At 58.1% G+C, this 17,192-nt stretch carries 21 protein-coding genes; 8 read left to right on the top strand and 13 right to left on the bottom strand.

What is annotated here, in order from left to right:
* The first annotated feature begins 9 nt into the window (after positions 1–9).
* On the top strand, positions 10–717 hold the full coding sequence (locus ACR0AK_RS00230) for a glutathione S-transferase family protein (RefSeq protein WP_480791996.1): 708 nt from the start codon (positions 10–12) through the stop codon (positions 715–717).
* Positions 704–1,090, top strand: a complete 387-nt coding sequence (locus ACR0AK_RS00225) for a DUF1801 domain-containing protein (protein WP_480791995.1) — start codon at positions 704–706, stop codon at positions 1,088–1,090. The genes ACR0AK_RS00230 and ACR0AK_RS00225 overlap by 14 nt, the downstream gene beginning before the upstream one ends.
* On the opposite strand, the gene rnr is transcribed toward ACR0AK_RS00225, so the two are convergent.
* From rnr to dapE, 3 genes are read right to left on the bottom strand one after another with little or no spacing between them, the layout of a single operon-like run.
* On the bottom strand, positions 1,081–3,342 hold the full coding sequence (gene rnr / locus ACR0AK_RS00220) for a ribonuclease R (RefSeq protein ID WP_480791994.1): 2,262 nt from the start codon (positions 3,340–3,342) through the stop codon (positions 1,081–1,083). The two genes, ACR0AK_RS00225 and rnr, sit on opposite strands and share 10 nt — an antisense overlap.
* Before the next feature lie 46 nt (positions 3,343–3,388).
* Positions 3,389–3,964 carry a TIGR04282 family arsenosugar biosynthesis glycosyltransferase gene (locus tag ACR0AK_RS00215; protein WP_480791993.1) on the bottom strand — a complete coding sequence of 192 codons (576 nt, stop codon included), beginning with the start codon at positions 3,962–3,964 and terminating at the stop codon, positions 3,389–3,391.
* Between the two features lie 3 nt (positions 3,965–3,967).
* Positions 3,968–5,107: a succinyl-diaminopimelate desuccinylase gene (gene dapE, locus ACR0AK_RS00210; protein WP_480791992.1), complete on the bottom strand. Its 1,140-nt coding sequence runs from the start codon at positions 5,105–5,107 to the stop codon at positions 3,968–3,970.
* Between the two features lie 209 nt (positions 5,108–5,316).
* Here dapE and ACR0AK_RS00205 point away from each other — a divergent pair, with 209 nt between their 5' ends.
* On the top strand, positions 5,317–6,375 hold the full coding sequence (locus tag ACR0AK_RS00205; protein ID WP_480791991.1) for a transporter substrate-binding domain-containing protein: 1,059 nt from the start codon (positions 5,317–5,319) through the stop codon (positions 6,373–6,375).
* Here ACR0AK_RS00205 and ACR0AK_RS00200 read toward each other — a convergent pair.
* Entirely contained in the window at positions 6,372–6,716 is a 345-nt protein-coding gene (locus ACR0AK_RS00200) for a hypothetical protein (RefSeq protein ID WP_058272663.1), read from the bottom strand. The genes ACR0AK_RS00205 and ACR0AK_RS00200 overlap by 4 nt on opposite strands.
* A gap of 117 nt (positions 6,717–6,833) precedes the next feature.
* Between ACR0AK_RS00200 and ACR0AK_RS00195 the strand changes: the two genes are divergently transcribed.
* Positions 6,834–7,169, top strand: coding sequence for a cupin domain-containing protein (locus tag ACR0AK_RS00195; RefSeq protein ID WP_170417346.1), 336 nt, complete (start codon positions 6,834–6,836; stop codon positions 7,167–7,169).
* Positions 7,170–7,225: 56 nt separating this feature from the next.
* Here ACR0AK_RS00195 and dapD read toward each other — a convergent pair whose 3' ends face one another.
* The 3 genes from dapD to ACR0AK_RS00180 form a co-directional block, all read right to left on the bottom strand.
* Positions 7,226–8,053, bottom strand: a complete 828-nt coding sequence (gene dapD / locus ACR0AK_RS00190; RefSeq protein WP_480791990.1) for a 2,3,4,5-tetrahydropyridine-2,6-dicarboxylate N-succinyltransferase — start codon at positions 8,051–8,053, stop codon at positions 7,226–7,228.
* A gap of 109 nt (positions 8,054–8,162) precedes the next feature.
* On the bottom strand, positions 8,163–8,762 hold the full coding sequence (locus ACR0AK_RS00185) for a GntR family transcriptional regulator (RefSeq protein ID WP_480791989.1): 600 nt from the start codon (positions 8,760–8,762) through the stop codon (positions 8,163–8,165).
* A gap of 44 nt (positions 8,763–8,806) precedes the next feature.
* Positions 8,807–9,724, bottom strand: a complete 918-nt coding sequence (locus ACR0AK_RS00180; protein ID WP_480791988.1) for a threonine/serine dehydratase — start codon at positions 9,722–9,724, stop codon at positions 8,807–8,809.
* A 79-nt stretch (positions 9,725–9,803) separates the two neighbouring features.
* On the opposite strand from ACR0AK_RS00180, the gene ACR0AK_RS00175 reads away from it, so the two are divergent.
* Positions 9,804–10,646 (top strand): LOG family protein, encoded by an 843-nt coding sequence (locus tag ACR0AK_RS00175; RefSeq protein ID WP_480791987.1) that lies wholly within the window; start codon positions 9,804–9,806, stop codon positions 10,644–10,646.
* A 3-nt stretch (positions 10,647–10,649) separates the two neighbouring features.
* Positions 10,650–11,750 carry a cystathionine gamma-lyase gene (locus ACR0AK_RS00170; protein ID WP_480791986.1) on the top strand — a complete coding sequence of 367 codons (1,101 nt, stop codon included), beginning with the start codon at positions 10,650–10,652 and terminating at the stop codon, positions 11,748–11,750.
* Here ACR0AK_RS00170 and ACR0AK_RS00165 read toward each other — a convergent pair whose 3' ends face one another.
* Positions 11,751–12,134, bottom strand: coding sequence for a hypothetical protein (locus ACR0AK_RS00165; RefSeq protein ID WP_170563672.1), 384 nt, complete (start codon positions 12,132–12,134; stop codon positions 11,751–11,753).
* A 158-nt stretch (positions 12,135–12,292) separates the two neighbouring features.
* On the opposite strand from ACR0AK_RS00165, the gene ACR0AK_RS00160 reads away from it, so the two are divergent.
* Together ACR0AK_RS00160 and ACR0AK_RS00155 are read left to right on the top strand one after the other, a co-directional pair.
* Positions 12,293–13,210: a DnaJ C-terminal domain-containing protein gene (locus tag ACR0AK_RS00160; protein WP_480791985.1), complete on the top strand. Its 918-nt coding sequence runs from the start codon at positions 12,293–12,295 to the stop codon at positions 13,208–13,210.
* A complete protein-coding gene (locus tag ACR0AK_RS00155; RefSeq protein ID WP_480791984.1) occupies positions 13,207–13,551 on the top strand; it encodes a chaperone modulator CbpM in 345 nt (114 codons plus the stop codon). Before ACR0AK_RS00160 ends, ACR0AK_RS00155 begins: the two co-directional genes overlap by 4 nt.
* A 7-nt stretch (positions 13,552–13,558) precedes the next feature.
* Here ACR0AK_RS00155 and ACR0AK_RS00150 read toward each other — a convergent pair whose 3' ends face one another.
* From ACR0AK_RS00150 to ACR0AK_RS00130, 5 genes are all read right to left on the bottom strand, one after another.
* Complete coding sequence (locus ACR0AK_RS00150) at positions 13,559–14,185, bottom strand: cytochrome P460 family protein (RefSeq protein WP_480791983.1); 627 nt, start codon at positions 14,183–14,185, stop codon at positions 13,559–13,561.
* 232 nt (positions 14,186–14,417) lie between these two features.
* A complete protein-coding gene (rlmN, locus tag ACR0AK_RS00145; protein WP_170563684.1) occupies positions 14,418–15,605 on the bottom strand; it encodes a dual-specificity RNA methyltransferase RlmN in 1,188 nt (395 codons plus the stop codon).
* A gap of 79 nt (positions 15,606–15,684) precedes the next feature.
* Positions 15,685–16,062: a lysozyme inhibitor LprI family protein gene (locus ACR0AK_RS00140; RefSeq protein WP_480791982.1), complete on the bottom strand. Its 378-nt coding sequence runs from the start codon at positions 16,060–16,062 to the stop codon at positions 15,685–15,687.
* Between the two features lie 147 nt (positions 16,063–16,209).
* A complete protein-coding gene (locus ACR0AK_RS00135) occupies positions 16,210–16,377 on the bottom strand; it encodes a hypothetical protein (protein ID WP_170563690.1) in 168 nt (55 codons plus the stop codon).
* 170 nt (positions 16,378–16,547) lie between these two features.
* Entirely contained in the window at positions 16,548–17,081 is a 534-nt protein-coding gene (locus ACR0AK_RS00130; protein WP_170563693.1) for an invasion associated locus B family protein, read from the bottom strand.
* Between the last annotated feature and the right edge of the window lie 111 nt (positions 17,082–17,192).

Here is a 17,192-nt window from a genome sequence, read left to right as displayed (position 1 = left end):
GAGCCCCCGATGCTGACCCTTTTGATCTACCCTTCTGCTTTCGGCCTGTTCAGCGCCAGCCCCTTCTGCGTCAAAGCCGCATATATGCTGGAGCACGCGGGCCAGCGCTGGCAGCGGTCCGATATGCTGGACCCCCGCAAAATGCCCCATCAAAAGCTTCCTGTTCTGCGTACGCCCGAGCGTCTTGTCCCGGACAGCGACCTAATTCGCGATTGGCTTGAGGCGCAGGGCGCGGACTTCGACCATGGGCTCAGCGACATACAAAAGGCGCAGGCACGGGCGCTGATCCGCATGGCCGAGGAACATATCTATTTTCAGGTCGTGATGGACAGATGGGCCAATGACGAGGTCTGGCCAATTCTGCGCGACACTTTCTTTTCGGTCATTCCCGCTTTGATCCGCACACCTGTTTCGAACTCCATCCGGAAAAAGGTTGTTCAAGGCCTGGGATTCCAGGGTGTCGCCCGTTTCTCACCTGTCGAGAGACGGGATCGGCTAGAGCGGGACCTTGAAGCGATATCCGCCTATCTGTGGCAATCCCCCTACCTTCTGGGTGACAAACCGACCTCGGCAGATATGAGCGTTGGGCCGATGCTGGCCGCAATGCGCGCGACACCAGCGGAAACCCCGCTGACCCGGCGGATCAAACAGGATAGGCTGCTCAATGATTACATCGACCGAATGGAACAGGCGATACCGCTGCATGACACCATTTAACGATCCCGCCGTTCAGGCCGCCTTTGAAGCATTCCCCGAAAATACGCGTTCGGGGGTGATTGCTTTGCGTGAACTGGTGTTTTCAACAGCCGGGACATTGCCCAAAGCGCAGCCATTGAATGAAGCGCTGCGTTGGGGGCAACCTGCCTATCTTGCCCCAAAGGGATCAACCATCCGCTTGGGCGGTCACAAATCGGCGTCTTTTGCGTTGTTCGTGCATTGTCAGAGCCGGCTGATGGGCGATTTCAGCACCGCCTTTCCGGGCGAAGATCGAATCGATGGCAATCGGGCCATCTTGTTTGATGACCCGGATCAGATCGACGAAACCCGCCACGGCTGGCTGATTGCTCGGGCGCTAACTTATCACCTTTGACGGCGTTTGCGCTCGACCTTGCGCTTGATCTTGTCCTTCTTTCGCTTGGTGCTGACCGCCTTGCGCCGTGTACCCCGCTTGGCGGGTCCGCCCCGCCCCCTCGGTAGGGCCTGATCATCTATAGACAGCAGCTCCAGCTCTAGCCCTCCGGTGACCGGCGTGGCTTCGGTCAGGCGCACAGTGACACGCTGGCCGATGGCGATGATCAAACCGGTGTCTGATCCCATCAGCGTTCCCGCTTCGCGGTCGAAATGGAAAAACTCGCGCCCCAGTGATCGGACGGGGACCAACCCATCCGCACCGGTTTCATCCATCTTCACAAATGCGCCAAACCGGGCAATGCCACTGATACGGCCTGAGAATTCATTGCCCACACGCTCGCTCAGATAGGCGGCAAGGTAGCGATCCGTCGTATCCCGTTCGGCCATCATTGAGCGGCGTTCGGTATCCGAAATATGCGTGGCCGTTTCATCCAGGCGCGCGATTTCATCCTCGGTCAACCCGTCGTCACCCCAGCCATGCGCCGTGATCAGCGCACGGTGTACGATCAAATCGGCATAGCGGCGGATGGGAGAGGTGAAATGCGCGTAGTTGCGCAATGCCAACCCGAAATGGCCAAAATTCTCAGGGTTGTAATAGGCCTGCGCCATTGACCTAAGGGTGGTCAGGTTAATCAGCTCTGCATCCTCGGTCCCGGCGGCCGCGTTCAACAGCGCATTCAGGTGTCGCGTCTGCAGGACCTGCCCCTTAGCCAAATTCAACCCAGCAGCCTGAGCAGTCTCTCGCAGGCTTTCCAGCTTCTCTGGTGCGGGTTCTTCGTGCACGCGGAACAGCAACGGGCGGCGTTTGGCAATCAGGGTCTCGGCAGCGGCGACATTGGCGAGGATCATAAACTCCTCGATCAGCTTGTGCGCATCTAGGCGATCACGGAAGGCCACACTTTGAACCTCGCCCGCGTCGCTGAGAACGATCTTGCGTTCGGGCAAATCCAGCTCCAGCGGTTGCCGTTCCGCCCGCGCTTTCTTAAGCGCGGCATAGGCGGAATAGAGTGGCTTCAACACCGGCTCTAGCAAAGGCCCTGTGCGGTCGTTGATATTGCCGTCGATTGCGTCTTGTACCTCGGCATAGTGCAGCGACGCGGCCGAGCGCATCAGCCCCCGCACAAAACGATGGCCGATCTTGTTTCCATCCGCATCAATCTGCATCCGCACCGCGATACAGGCCCGCGGGACACCTTCGTGCAGGGAACACAGATCGCCTGACAACCGATCTGGCAGCATCGGCACAACCCGGTCAGGGAAATAACTGGAGTTGCCACGCTTGCGCGCCTCACGATCCAGCGCGGTGTCAGGCCGCACATAGGCTGCGACGTCGGCAATGGCGACCCAGATCGCATGCCCGCCTGGGTTCTTGGGGTCATCGTCAGCATGCGCGTAGCAAGCGTCGTCATGATCGCGTGCGTCTGACGGGTCGATGGTCAGCAGCGGCATGTCCCGCAGATCTTCGCGGCCTTTCAGCCCGACGGGTTTGGCCTTGTCAGCTTCGTCTATCACCTTGTCGGGGAAATCATCCGGAATGCCATGCTGGTGGATGGCTATCAGCGAAACGGCCTTGGGTGCAGACGGATCGCCCAGCCGTTCCACGATACGCGCACGCGGCAAACCCATGCGGTTCTTTGGGCCGGCCTGTTCGGCTTCGACCAACTCGCCGTCCTTCGCACCCAGTACGGCACCGTCAGCAACCAGCCATTCGGTCTGCCCGGCTTTGTCGATTGGCACGATCCGCCCGCCTTCGGCCCCTTTGCGAAAGATGCCGACGATCTTGCGCGGGTTGGTTCCGATACGGCGTATCAGTCGTGCCTCATAATTGTGGTCTTCCTCATGCACCACGGTCAGGCGGGCCAGAATACGGTCGCCCTCACCCAAAGCAGGATCGCTGGCGCGGGTGATGATCAGAACAATGGGTTCGACGCCTTCGCCATGCCATTCCAAAGGCCGCGCGAACAGGTCGCCATCCGCATTCGGAGCCTTCACCTGCAGCACGCTGACCGGTGGCAGGCGGTCCGGGTCGCGATAGCTGCGCTTGCGCTTTTCCAGATGCCCCTCGGCCTCTAGCTCTTTCAGAATGCGTTTCAGATCGATCCGGTCCGCGCCCTTGATACCAAAGGCTTTGGCGATATCGCGTTTCGAGGTCAGGGTGGGGTTCGCCGAGATCCAATCGAGGACCTCCTGCTTGGTGGGTATCCGAGTCATACTTCCGGCCTATCACGGGTATGCGACGGCGTCATGATCAAAAAGCTCAGGGGCTCAGGTCGGCCACCGTATCAACGTCGCGCAGATGATCCAGCAATCCGACACGACACCCCGGAACCGAGGCCAAAGTGTCGGCCAGGGCGGTTTCGGTAGACCAGCGCACATTACGAAACAAGCTGTTCGGCAACGCCCCGTATCGTTGGGCACCTACCAGCCAATAGCCCCCGTCCGGCGCAGGGCCAAAAACGAATTGCGACCGCCCCAATTCCTTGAAGGCCCGTGCGACATGCTGCGATGTGATCCCGGGAATATCCGCACCGATCAGACAAACAGGCCCATGTGGCATCCCGCGTAGCATACGCCCCATACGATCGCCCAGATCGCCATGCCCTTGAGCCGCGCGAGGCAGGTCAACGGGCCAGATGCGGCTGGTCAGACCTTCGCGATCCGGGGCAACGGCAAGCACAATCTGCCAGCGTGGGTCTCGCAAACGCCGGATCAGCGCGCGTGTCTGATGGCGGAACCACCATGCAGCACCAACCATGCCGATGTCGCGCCCCAGCCGTGTCTTGACCCGACCCGGGCGGGGTTCTTTCACCATGATGACCAATGTTCGTTGCATGGGTCAGACGAAATAGTCCCGAAGGATACGCGTGTAGATCGCCTTGAGCTGTTCGATCTGCGCCACCTCGACGCATTCATCGACCTGATGCATTGTTCGGCCGACGAGACCAAACTCAACAACCGGGCAGTGGTTTTTCACAAACCGCGCATCCGAGGTACCACCCGTTGTCGACATTTCGGGCTGAACACCGGTTTCGGCTTCGACCGATTTCGCGACCAGATCAGACAGAGGACCCGGCGGAGTGAGAAAGCTTTCACCAGAGATCTTGATGCGGACGTCGACCTCGACATCGTAGGCGTCAGCCGCCGCCTTGGCTTCCGCCTTCAGCCAATCGCTGAGGCTGGCACCAGAATGCAGATCGTTAAAGCGAATGTTCACCGCCCCGGTACATTGCGCGGGGATAACGTTGGTTGCTGCGTTGCCTGTGTCAATGTTCACAACAGCTAGGGTTGAGGCATCGAAATGGTCCGATCCCTGGTCCAGTTCGTGGCTGGCCAATTGATGCATCAATCGCGCCATGGCAGGCAGAGGGTTCTTGGCGCGATGCGGATAAGCCGAATGTCCCTGTACCCCGGTCACGGTAAACCATGCGGTCATCGATCCGCGCCGCCCGATCTTCATCATCTCGCCCATTGTATTCGGACAGGTCGGCTCTCCCACCAAACAGGCGGACATGCGCTCCCCGACCTCAGACATGTAATCAAGCAGCGCCGTTGTGCCATCCACGGCGTCACCCTCTTCGTCGCCCGTGATCGCAAGAATGATCGCCCCATCCGGTGGTGTTTCGCGCACAAAGTCCACAGCTGCAGCCGCAAAGGCTGCCACGCCGGATTTCATGTCAGTGGTCCCGCGCCCGTACATCACGCCTTCGCGGATTTCTGCACCGAACGGGGGCATCGTCCAGGCCGCCTCATCTCCGACCGGGACAACATCGGTATGTCCGTTGAATCCAAAGCTGCGCGGATGCGCTTTCGGCCCCCACCGCGCATATAGATTGCTAACATCACCCCGGTCCACACGGTTGCAATCAAACCCTGCCGCCGACAATACCTGCTCCAGCAACACAAGCGCGCCGCCTTCCTCAGGTGTGACTGATGGGCAACGGATCAGGTCCGCCGTCAATTTCACCGGATCTGTCATTTCTGGGCCCTTTTGGTTCGTTCATGCGCAGGATCGTGCACAGATTCAACGAATTGGGCCAATTGCCAACCCCTGACCACGGGAATCCGGACGCTTTTTCGCGCATCTCTCGAATTGACACCCCAATAAAACATGGCGGTTTACCTAGCGGCCACCTTGCCGTGCCTTTCAAATCTGCGTTAGAGGCCCGCGAAACAGGTGAATTGACGATGACACGCGCGCTTCTCGTATGGGTCTGCCTGACTTTCGCCGTTCTTGCACAGCAAAGCCAGGCGCAGACGCTTTCGGTCACGACCGTGACCCGCCCCCCGTTTTCCTATGCCGAGGACGGAGCCCAAACCGGTTTTTCAATGGATCTGTTGCAGGCCCTGGCCGAGGCGCTGAATTGGGACTACTCCGTCGACAGGGTCGAAGCGTTCGGCGATATGCTGAGTGCCGTGCAGGATGGAACTGCGGATCTGGCGGTCGCGAACATCTCGATCACGGCCGCGCGAGAAACGCAGATGGACTTTAGCCAGCCCATTTTTGAAGCCGGCCTGCAGATCATGGTTCCCTCGGATGCGGCGCGAAGACCATCGCTGCTACACGCATTGCTGTCTGTTGAACTGTTCATCGCCATCGGTCTGGCCTTTGCGATCCTGCTTGGCGGCGGGATGCTGATGTGGGGGTTTGAACGTCGTGCCCAGCCCTATTTCGACCGCAAGCTGAACGAAGCATGGTTCCCGTCTTTCTGGTGGGCGTTGAATCTCGTGGTCAATGGCGGGTTCGAAGAACGCATGCCACGCACGCCGTTCGGGCGTTTGCTGGGCGTGGTTCTGGTTGTGTCTTCGCTATTCATCGTATCGGTCTTCACCGCGCGTATCACCTCGGTCATGACCGTGGATGCCATCAGCGGCAACGTGAACTCGGTCAATGATCTGTACGGCAAACAGGTGGGGACGATCTCGAACTCGACCGCGGCAAATTTCCTGAACCGGCGCGAGATCGAATTTACCGGTTATGAAAATCTGGACGATATGCTGGCCGCATTCCAGGACAAGGAACTGGACGCCGTCGTCTTTGACGCGCCGATCCTGTCTTACTATGCAGCGCATGAGGGACGCCGGATCGCATCCATGACAGGCGGCATTTTCCTGCGCGAGAATTACGGGATCGCCTTCCCGACCGGCTCACCTTTGGTCGAGGACGTAAACCAGGCTCTGCTCGCGCTGCGCGAAGACGGCACCTATGACGAGATCTACCGCAAGTGGTTCGGGGTGCGGAACTAAGCCGGCTCCTCATCCCCGAAAAACGGGGTCATTTGCGCCACGATAACGGCGTTTTCGTCCAGCGCCCGTTGCATCAGGGCGCGTTCGTCAGGGTCGATATCATGACCTTGCGCTTCACGCTCGGCCAGGGTTCCGTATCCAGTGACATCCAGAGGCGCAGTGTCAGCTTGTTTCAAAATCGCCACTGTCTCGCGCACGGCCTCGGCCTCGTCCACACCGCTGGCAAAACACATAAGCGCCGCCCCGGTCGCACCTTCGGGCAGACCGTCGCCCTCTTTGCGGCCAATCTGAACGAGCAATGTATAGACTTGCTGACGGGACGGTTTCTTTTGCTTTTCCATGCAGGGGGCCATAGCCGCGCACCTGTCCGTGGTCAAGCAGCCAGCCAATTGCAAGGCGATGAATGGATGGCCATAGTGGCGTAGCTTTTTATCGCCAACACACCAAAGGACGTTTCTATGACCTATCCTGATTTCATCACAGATTTCCCAAGCCTCGACGTGCCATTCCCCGAGGACGTCGTTCAAACCGCGGTCATCCGATCAGATGCGGGTTTGGTGGCGTTCTTCACCTTCCTGCAGGATTTCGAACTGCCGCCGCATTCGCACAAAGCGCAATGGGGCACGGTGGTTGAAGGCGAGATTGAACTAACTATTGGCGGAGAAACCAGGACCTATCGCCCCGGCGACAGTTACTCGATCCCGTCTGGTGTCGAACATGGCGGAAAAATCAAGGCGGGTTCGCGGGTGATCGACGTGTTTGAGGAGCCTGATCGCTATCCGGTCAAAGGCTAAACAAAAAAGGGCTGCAGCGGTATACGCTACAGCCCCGTTTCAAATCTGCGCTTACTTTAGTCGCGCAGCAATTCGTTGATCCCGGTTTTCGAACGCGTTTTCTCATCGACGCGCTTCACGATCACGGCGCAGTACAGGCTGACGTTGTTCTTCGACGGCATCGAACCCGCGACAACCACCGAATAGGGCGGTACTTCGCCATACATAACTTCACCGGTTTCGCGATCGACGATCTTGGTCGACTTGCCGATGAAGACACCCATCCCCAGAACCGAACCTTCGCGGACGATACAGCCTTCGACCACTTCCGAGCGTGCGCCGATAAAGCAGTTGTCTTCGATGATGGTCGGGCCAGCCTGCATTGGTTCCAGAACACCACCGATACCGACGCCACCCGACAGGTGCACGTTTTTTCCGATCTGCGCGCAGGAGCCAACGGTGGCCCAGGTATCGACCATGGTGCCTTCGTCGACATATGCGCCGAGGTTTACGAAGGACGGCATCAGAACCACGCCCGGTGCGACATAGGCCGATTTACGGACGACACAGTTCGGAACCGCGCGGAAACCGGCGGCGCGCCACTGGTTTTTACCCCAACCGGCGAACTTGCTGTCCACCTTGTCCCACCAGCCGCCTTCCTGCGGGCCACCGGTCTGGATTTCCATATCCTTGATGCGGAAGCCCAGCAGAACAGCCTTCTTGGCCCACTGGTTCACATGCCAATCACCGCTCTCCAGCTTTTCAGCAACCCGCAACGAGCCGCTGTCCAGCGCGTTCAGCGTGTCTTCGATCGCTTCACGTTGTTCGCCGGTGGTGGCGGGCGTGATGGTGTCGCGCGCCTCCCAGGCGGCTTCGATAGCGGTTTCCAGTTGCGCGTTGGACATCGGAGGGCTCCCTGCAGAATCTGTTCACGTTTGTTTGGCCTATACGCAACTGCACCTCGTGGTGCAATGCGACGCAGAAGGTATGATTTGCGGCTTGGTTTGCCTGAGTTCAGCTTGCGCGACGGATATGACGTGTCAGAATGGCTGTTGCCGTGGATGCGTCCTTGCGCTTGAGCGCCTGAACGATCGCCGCGTGATCATTATCAGCCCGATGCACCCACTTGGGACGCCAGTGGGCAAACAGGTGACGCGCGCCGGCAATATGCAGGTCGTCGATCGCATGCAGCAGACGAGGCAAACCACAGGGCGTCAGGATCGAACGGTGAAAAGCGCGATTGCAGGCCTCCCACTCGGGCATTGTTTGCGCGGCATCACAGGCGACCCGGGCGTCATCCGCCACTTTGAGCGCAGCGGGCGTCATGTTCTGTACAGAATGCTGCAATGCCAGCGATTCCAGCGCGACGCGCATTTCGACCACTTCGCGCACTTCTGCCGGGTCCAGCGCCGAAACACGCATACCGCGGCGCGGCTCACTTTGGGCCAACCCGTGCGCTTGCAAGCGCAGCAAAGCCTCGCGCACCGGAACATGGCTGGTTTCAAAGGCCCGCGCGATGTGATCCTGACGCAGTTTTTCACCGGCCTGCAGTTCGCCAGTGATAATCTTTTGGCTCAGGTTTTGGTAGATTGTGTCAGCGATCGTCGTGGTCATAGATTATCTATAAAATCACTAACCACCTTCCACAAGGCGATAATTTACTCCATCAACGGGTCCGGGGCTATATTTCCACCACAAATCAGAACAGCCACGCGTTCGTCCGGTTCAGGCTTATATGCACCCGAGGTCAAGGCCGCCAACGCAGTCGCCCCGGCCGGTTCGACCAATATGCGATGGGTTTGCCAAAGCAACTTTTGCGCACTGGCAATCGCAGCGTCTGACACAAGAACAGACGTCATTCCCTTCGCAAGATCGAAACAAATCCCTCCGATCCGACGCGCGCCCAGCGCATTGGCGGCAATCCCGGATACAGAAACATCCACCGGCTCACCTGCCCGCAGCGCAGCATTCAGCGCGCAGGAGGTTTCCGGCTCTACCGCCACGACCTTGCGCGCACCGTCAAACCAACCCAAGGCCCCGGCGATCAGGCCGCCGCCTCCCACGGCAATCAGTACGGTGTCGGCCTGTAGTCCCTGCGCCTCCCATTCCGCAAAGCACGTCCCCTGTCCGGCCACCGTTGCGGGTGCATCATAGGCGTGGATTTGCATCGCACCGGTGGTGGACTCATGCGCCTTGGCCTCACTCAGGGCGTTGGCATATTCGCCCTTTACCACTGTCAAATCTGCACCTGTCTGTTCGATCAGGGCAATTTTTGAAGGTCCGGCAAGGTCCGGCACGAAAATCTTGGCCGGATAGCCCAGCGTTTGCGCCGCATACGCTGCCGCCGCGCCATGATTGCCGCCTGAAGCGGCCACAACGCCAGCCGTTGGCACATCCATACTGAGCAGCGTGTTAAACGCCCCGCGTACCTTGAAGCTGCCCGTGTGCTGCATATGCTCGAGCTTCATTTCGACCGGATGATCCAACCCAGGTACCCGGCTTTCAATCACCGGTGTCACCTGCGCATAGCCATCGATCCGGTTGGCTGCGGCTGAAATTTCACTCTTCCAATTCATTCTTGTTCTTCCGTGACTGGCACTCTGCCCGCGAACCCTATAGCTGTTTTAGGAACACGCAAGCAGGGAACTATCACCAATGAGAGAAGACCGCCTCAGCCCTTTCCGCGACGCGCAGACCGATCGCTCGACCGCGAGGGAGGTGCCGGACACGCCGCAGACGCGTTCACCCGCTTATCGCCTTGCCTTTGCGGACGATGATTTCCTGTGCCGGGATGAGCTGCGCCCCGTGCGCCTGCAGCTGGAATTGCTGAAGCCTGAGATGATCATGACCGAGCGTGAGATCACCTCGACCATCGTCATGTTCGGTGGCGCGCGTATCCCTGAACCTTCGCAGAAACACACTGCGCGTACTCAGACTCTTGCGGACTTGTCTGAGTATTACGACGAGGCGCGGGAATTTGCCCGGCTGATGACCGAGAAGTCCAATGAAACCGGCTGCCGCGAGAACGTGATCGTAACAGGCGGCGGGCCCGGGGTGATGGAGGCAGGAAATCGTGGCGCACAGGATGCTGGCGGCTGCTCCATCGGCCTGAACATCGTGCTACCGCACGAGCAGGCACCGAACCTGTATGTGACGCCTGACCTCAGCTTCAACTTCCACTACTTCGCCATCCGCAAGATGCATTTCCTGATGCGTGCCCGCGCCATCACCATCTTCCCCGGCGGGTTCGGCACTATGGACGAGCTGTTCGAATCCCTGACCCTGATTCAAACCGGCCGGATGGAGCGTGTGCCTTTTTTGCTGTTCGGCCGCGAATTCTGGGAAAAGGTCATTAATTGGGAGGCTCTGGCTGACGCAGGCACCATCTCGGAGGAGGATCTGGACCTGTTCCGCTTTGTCGACACCGCGCAAGAGGCGGTCGAAATCATTGAAAACTGGGAGCCCGCCCCACCCCGTGACGAAATTCCGGGACGCTAGACCATGAAGACCCCCAAGACCGGAGAGATGCTGCATCTGCGTGGCAATGCGTTGGACAAGGGTGATCCTGTAGCGCTGCCTCTGACGCAAAGCAGCATGTACCACCTGCCCAGCGCACCGGATGGCCTGCCAACATATGGCCGCGTGGATAACCCGACATGGGAGCATCTGGAACATGTCCTGTCCCATCTGGAAGCCGCGCCCTGTCTGACCTTTCCGTCCGGTATGGCGGCGATTTCGGCCGCGTTATTCGCAACGATCAAGGCCGGATCGCGTATCCTGATCCCCTCGGACGGGTACTACGTCACGCGGCTGTTGGCCGACCGCTTTCTGTCCAATCTGGGCGTTTCGGTCACTGAACGCCCAACGACAGAATTCGCTGACGGCGGGTTTGACAACTTCGATGTGGTCTTTCTGGAAAGCCCTTCGAACCCCGGGTTGGACATGATGGACCTGCCCGCCATCGCCTCTGCCGTACGTGCGGCCGGAGGGATCACCATTGCCGACAACACGACCATGACCCCGTTGGGCCAACGCCCGCTGGATTTGGGGATCGACGTGGTGGTCGCTTCGGACACCAAGGCCATGGGCGGGCATTCCGACCTGCTGATGGGGCACGTCGCCAGTCGAAACACTGAAGTTATGGAGCGGGTTGAGGAATGGCGGCGCATCTCGGGTGCGATTCCCGGCCCACATGAGGCGTGGTTGCTGCACCGCGGGATGGAAACACTGGACGTACGGTTCGACCGGATGTGTTCATCCGCGCAGGTGTTGGCCGAGCGGTTGGCACGGCACAATGCCATCAAAGAAATTCGCTACCCCGGCCTGTCCGGCGACCCCTCACATGCTTTGGCTAAGGCACAAACGTCGCGGTTCGGGTTCCTGTTGTCCATCACGTTGGAGACTGAGGAAAAGGCCGAAGCTTTCATCAACACCTGCCCGCTGTTGCGGCCTGCCACATCGTTCGGCGGTGTCCACAGTTCAGCCGAGCGGCGCGCGCGCTGGGGCGACGATGTCGACCCTGCGTTCATCCGCCTGTCGGTAGGTTGCGAACCCGTAGAGGAATTGTGGCAGGCGATTGAGAGCAGCCTGAACGCGCTGTGATTACTTCTTTGGCTCGCGCAATTCGGTGAACACGTAGATCGGCAGCAGAACGCTGGCGATCAGCGCGCCCAGCCAAACGAGCAGGGTCGCCGCTAACAGGTTGGCAACGCCGCCAACTGTCAGCCCTGCCGTAATCAAATCCGTCACCAACAGACCGACAAACGTTACGATTAAAGCAATCCCACCTTTGATCGCGGGGGCTTTTTTCTCACCCAGTTTCAGGATCAGCGGCTCGGCCACCACCTGCACAAGGGTGAACACGATCACCACGACGATGAATGAAATTGGTTTGATCGCAAACCCCGACAACAACAGCGTCGCAAGCAACAACCCGATGGCATTCCCGGCCAACAGGGCCAGTGCGGATTTGATTCTGCGCGTCATGGGGTTCTCCGTGAATGATCAGTTAGAAACATGCAGATGTTAACAGACCCGAAGGAATTTGCGAGCGGTTTCAAAAGCCACTTCCTTTTGGGTCATTGAAATCGCATGATAAAACACATTCATAAAGATCAGACCCACCCCCATCGACGAGAGATGTGATGAGCGACGATCCCTATACCGTTCTTGGTGTTGCCAAAGACGCCAGCGCCGCCGAAATCAAGAAGGCTTATCGGCGCATCGCCAAAGAGTGCCACCCGGACCTGAAACCCGGGGATGACGAGGCTGAGGCAAAGTTCAAGGCCGCCGCTTCGGCCTATGACCTGCTGAAAGATCCGGACACACGCGCGCGATACGATAGTGGCGAGATTGATGCCTCGGGTCAGGAACGTCCCCAGCAGCAGTATTATCGCGAATATGCCGAGGCCGCCGGGAACCCTTATCGTGGGCGCGCAGCAGACCCGGATGACATGTCAGACATCTTTGCCGAATTCATGCGGGGCCGCGGAGGATACCAGCAGCGCACGCACGAATTTCACGCGCCGGGCCACAATCGCGCTTACAATCTGCAGATCAGTTTTCTGGACGCGGTGTTTGGCGCCAGCCAAAAGCTGACGCTGCCAGATGGTGACCGGATCGAAGTAAAGATTCCTGCGGGCATCACCAATGGACAAACCATCCGCCTGCGCGGCAAAGGCGATCCGGGTTTTGGCGAAGGCCCGCCCGGCGATGCTTTGGTCACTGTATCAGTGGCGAAACACCCGGTCTTTGATCGTCAGGGGGATGACATTCATATCACTCTGCCTATCACAATTGATGAGGCCATTCTGGGCGGCAAGGTACCCGCCCCCACTATTGATGGCGGCGTCAATGTCAGTGTCCCCGCAGGCACCAGCAGCGGTAGGACGTTGCGCCTTCGCGGCAAGGGGGTAAAGAAGCGCGGCTCGTCCGATCGCGGCGATCAGTTGATCGAACTAACTGTATCCATGCCCGATCAGATTGATGACGAGTTGAAGCAATTCATGGAGAGTTGGCGCGAAAGCCACAGCTATGATCCGCGGAAAGGAATGCCGTCATGACCCGCACCCTGACCGAAGAGCAACTGATCGCGACTGTCACCCGCCTGACCTCATCCCGCCTCACAGAATATTTGGCAGCTGAGATCGTCATCCCGGAACAAACCAAAGACGGGCTTGTCTATCACACCCTCGACGTGGCGCGTTTGGAACTGGCGTGCGAGTTGCACGAGCAATACGAGATGGAGCCTGATGCGCTGTCGATGATGATCTCACTGATCGACCAGATGCACGGCCTGCGGGCCGAGTTACGCGAGGTTCTGAATGCGGTGGAATCGCAACCGGAACCAGTGCGCCAGACATTAATCGAGGTGATTGGCACCGCACGCTTCGGTCACAAGTGAATCGCGCCTAGTTGCCGACAACATATTCGTCTGGAACGAAGAAAGTGTAATCCCGGTCGGCCACCGCTTCGTGGCACTCATGGCAGTAGCCGACAGCGTCCGAACGTGCACCCATCGTGTCACCAAACAATGACCCGTCCGGCATCACCATAATATAGCGCCAGTCCGCCGTTTCCGGACTGGCGCCTTCGGCCAGTTTTTCCATCACGAACAGCGCGCCGGGGTGGACATTACCTTCATCCGTGACCGTAACGCTGTCTTTGGCCAGTACCGACCCCATCGGCAACTTTTCCCCTTCGGCCAGTGTGCTATAATTGTGCGCCATGCGGTTGGCATAGCTGTTTACATAACGCTGACCATGAGTTGCAGAGATGTAAGGCGCATCATTGAATAGTGGCCAAGCCTGATAGTTCATCAGCAGATCCAGCTGCGCGGCGGCATAACCACGTTCCATCCGACGCTGCAGGGACTTGTAGATGCTGAACGCCTCTTCCTTGGACAGTTCGGCAGGGTTTTCAATGGCAATGTGAGCATCCTCTCCACCGGATTGCGCACTGGCGCCTTGCACAGCAAGACCCAACAAAAACAAAGCCGTAAGGGATGTTGGAAACAGTCGTCTAAATCGTAAAAACATTTAATTGGCCCACCTGATTCAAAAGGTTCGCCTGAACGCCGCGAGTTACGTTAAAAATGATAGCGGCCGTGAACAAACGCGCCACAACCGGAAGGCGACCCTCACTGCTTTGTGCGCAAGCGTGAGGCAGAGGCACCCGGTTTCAGCCCTTAAAACATATCAAATTGTGCATACAAATAACAGCGGCCAGAAAATTAATTTCCTGGCGCGCCGCGTGCGAAAGCTGATCGCGTCAGCTCTGCAATCCCGCTTCGGCTGCGATCTGTTTTCGCGACTTGCGCGCCCGTTCCGTGGCCGATTTCAATTGACCACAAGCCGCCATAATATCCTCGCCCCGTGTTTTGCGAATGGGAGAGGCATAGCCCGCCTGATAAATGATATTCGCAAAGGCCCGAATGCGATTGTTTGAACTGCGCTTGTAGGGCGCGCCGGGCCATTCGTTGAACGGGATCAGGTTGATCTTGGCAGGAATATTGTGGCGCTTGATGTGGTCGATCAGGCGATGCGCATCTTCGTCGCTGTCATTCACACCATCCAGCATCACGTATTCAAAGGTGATACGTTCAGAGTTCGACGCTTTGGGATAGCTGGCCAGTGCCTGCAGTAGCTCCTCAATGTTCCAACGCTTGTTGATGGGCACCAGAACGTCGCGGGTTTCATTCGTGGTCGCGTGGAACGAGATCGCCAGCAGGCAACCGATTTCCTCGGCCGTACGTGCAATTTCTGGCACTACACCTGACGTCGACAGGGTGATCCGACGGCGCGACAGGGAAATCCCTTCGGGATCCATCGCAATCTTCATCGCATCACGGACGTTTTCGAAGTTATACAGCGGCTCACCCATACCCATCAGAACGATGTTCGACAGCAGGCGGGTTTCATCCTTAGGCGCGCCGGGAACCGGCCATTCTTCCAGATCATCGCGGGCCATCATGACCTGACCGACGATCTCGGCAGCGGTCAGGTTGCGCACCAGTTTTTGCGTGCCGGTGTGGCAGAAGGAACATGTCAGGGTACATCCCACCTGAGATGAGATGCACAGTGTCCCGCGATCTTCCTCGGGGATATACACAACCTCGACCTCATGGCCGCCAGCGATGCGGCAAAGGTATTTGCGGGTGCCGTCCTCAGACACCTGCCGGGTCACTACCTCGGGGATTTCGATGGTGAAATGCTCAGCCAATTGCGCGCGATAGGCTTTCGCCAGATTGGTCATCTCAGCAAAGTCGCGCACGCCCCATTGATAGATCCATTGCCAGATCTGTCCGGTCCGCATCTTGGCTTGCTTCTCCGGCGTGCCCTGTTCGATCAGAGCATCGCGCAACTGATCACGGGTCAACCCGACAAGGTTGATCTTCCCCTCGGGCAGTTTGCGGGGGATGGTCATGACGTCTTGAGTGATCGGCGCTTTGGGCGACATTTGGCTATCTCAACGGATTCTGGCTTGGGATGCGCCTCTATATAGGATCAAACGCAAAGATCAAAAGAATTCGTATCGTTTAATTTGCCATACGCAGCAATTCGTCCACGCGGGCCCGCCCCAGATCGACGCGACAGGATGAAATCGCAATACCGGTACCAGAACCCCCACCGTATGAGGCGCCCGCTGCTTCACATTGCGCATCGCGATATCTGTTCCACGCCTCTTGCGCTGTCTCAAGTGCCGGTTGTGCAACCACGCGGCCTGTGACCTCATCCAACTCGGCTGCGGACTGCATGGCGAAGCCGTAGCTTGCGTCCAGCGCCATGTTTACACGTTCCTCCATTTTTCCAACGCAAGACCCGATTTCAACCTGAGATCCTGCGTCTGAGCACTCCAGACTGGGGTCCGCCATTGCAGCGGATGAGAAAAGCACTGTTATCAAGATGTAACGCATTATCCGTTTCCATATGTGATCTCTTGCATTTGGAAACTGTAGCACGCGTTGCACTGGTGGCCCAATCGCAAGTCGGTCGCAAAGGCCAAGCCGATGCGACCGAACCACCCGCATGTCGGTTACGGGGATTTCCATCAATTGAATGTGTCAGACACCCGCAGGCAGGATATCGCAATCATCGGCGTCCAAAGTTTGCACAGGGTCTTTCGGGCCGCATTGCTCGCCGGACACCGGATATGTTTCGTTGCTTTTTTCACATGCACTCAGAAACACAGCGGCGATCATCAACACGGCGGCCAGAGATTTGTTCAGCATGAGTACGCTCCTTTCTTGAACCTGAACCGATTAGTTCAGAAGAACGGGTCGCTTGCCTTGATGCGGATCAATTTGGGTGACGGACGTCGCGTCAAGATCAGATGCACACACACGATTTTGCACGAAAAAGCCCCGCCAAGAGACGGGGCTGCGTACAGGTGTTTGGTTTCTTAATTGGTACAGCGTTTTTCGGCATCTTCGATCGCAGCGGTAAAACCCAACAGCGAGAACGTGTCTTTAGTCTGGGTTCCACGCTCAGACCGCGCGGTCAGAACGGCCTCGGTGCCGCGCTTCATGGCTGCGACGACCTTCAGGTCTTCTCCTTCGGTTGCCGGCCAGGCCCATTCGCCTTCGGTGATCAGGGCGAACTCGCTTCCGTCGATTTCGAGAGTAACGGTCGATCCTGCCGCAAAAGGATAACCACCGGTAAAGGTCACCTGACCCTTAACTTCCGCATTGGGCCGGTAGAACACGAACAACAGGATATCGCTGCGGCGCACCGAAACCACACGTCCACCACGTGTATTGACGGTTTCCTTGGGGGCCGAAACGCTCCAGCATTCGGTGGGGTCGTCTTCGACGAAGACGCTCCAATCCGTCTTTGCTGCCACGCGGTTGGTGCTTGACGCCTGCTGCGCGATTGCCGTTGTGGCCATTCCTGCCACGCACAGACCCGCAATTGCGCTGACGAGTTTTGATCCCATCTGTCCAGCCTCCTAGCTCGACCTAATACCTCATACCCATCGAGACCGCATTCGAACTCTGTCGGTTCGTCTGTAAGTTGCGTATTCCGATGATTGTCGACATACACACAC

It is taken from the genome of Ruegeria sp. BI12 (assembly GCF_056537985.1).
The sequence above is the reverse complement of the archived record's forward strand: the minus strand, read 5'-3'. Positions and strand labels throughout refer to the sequence as shown.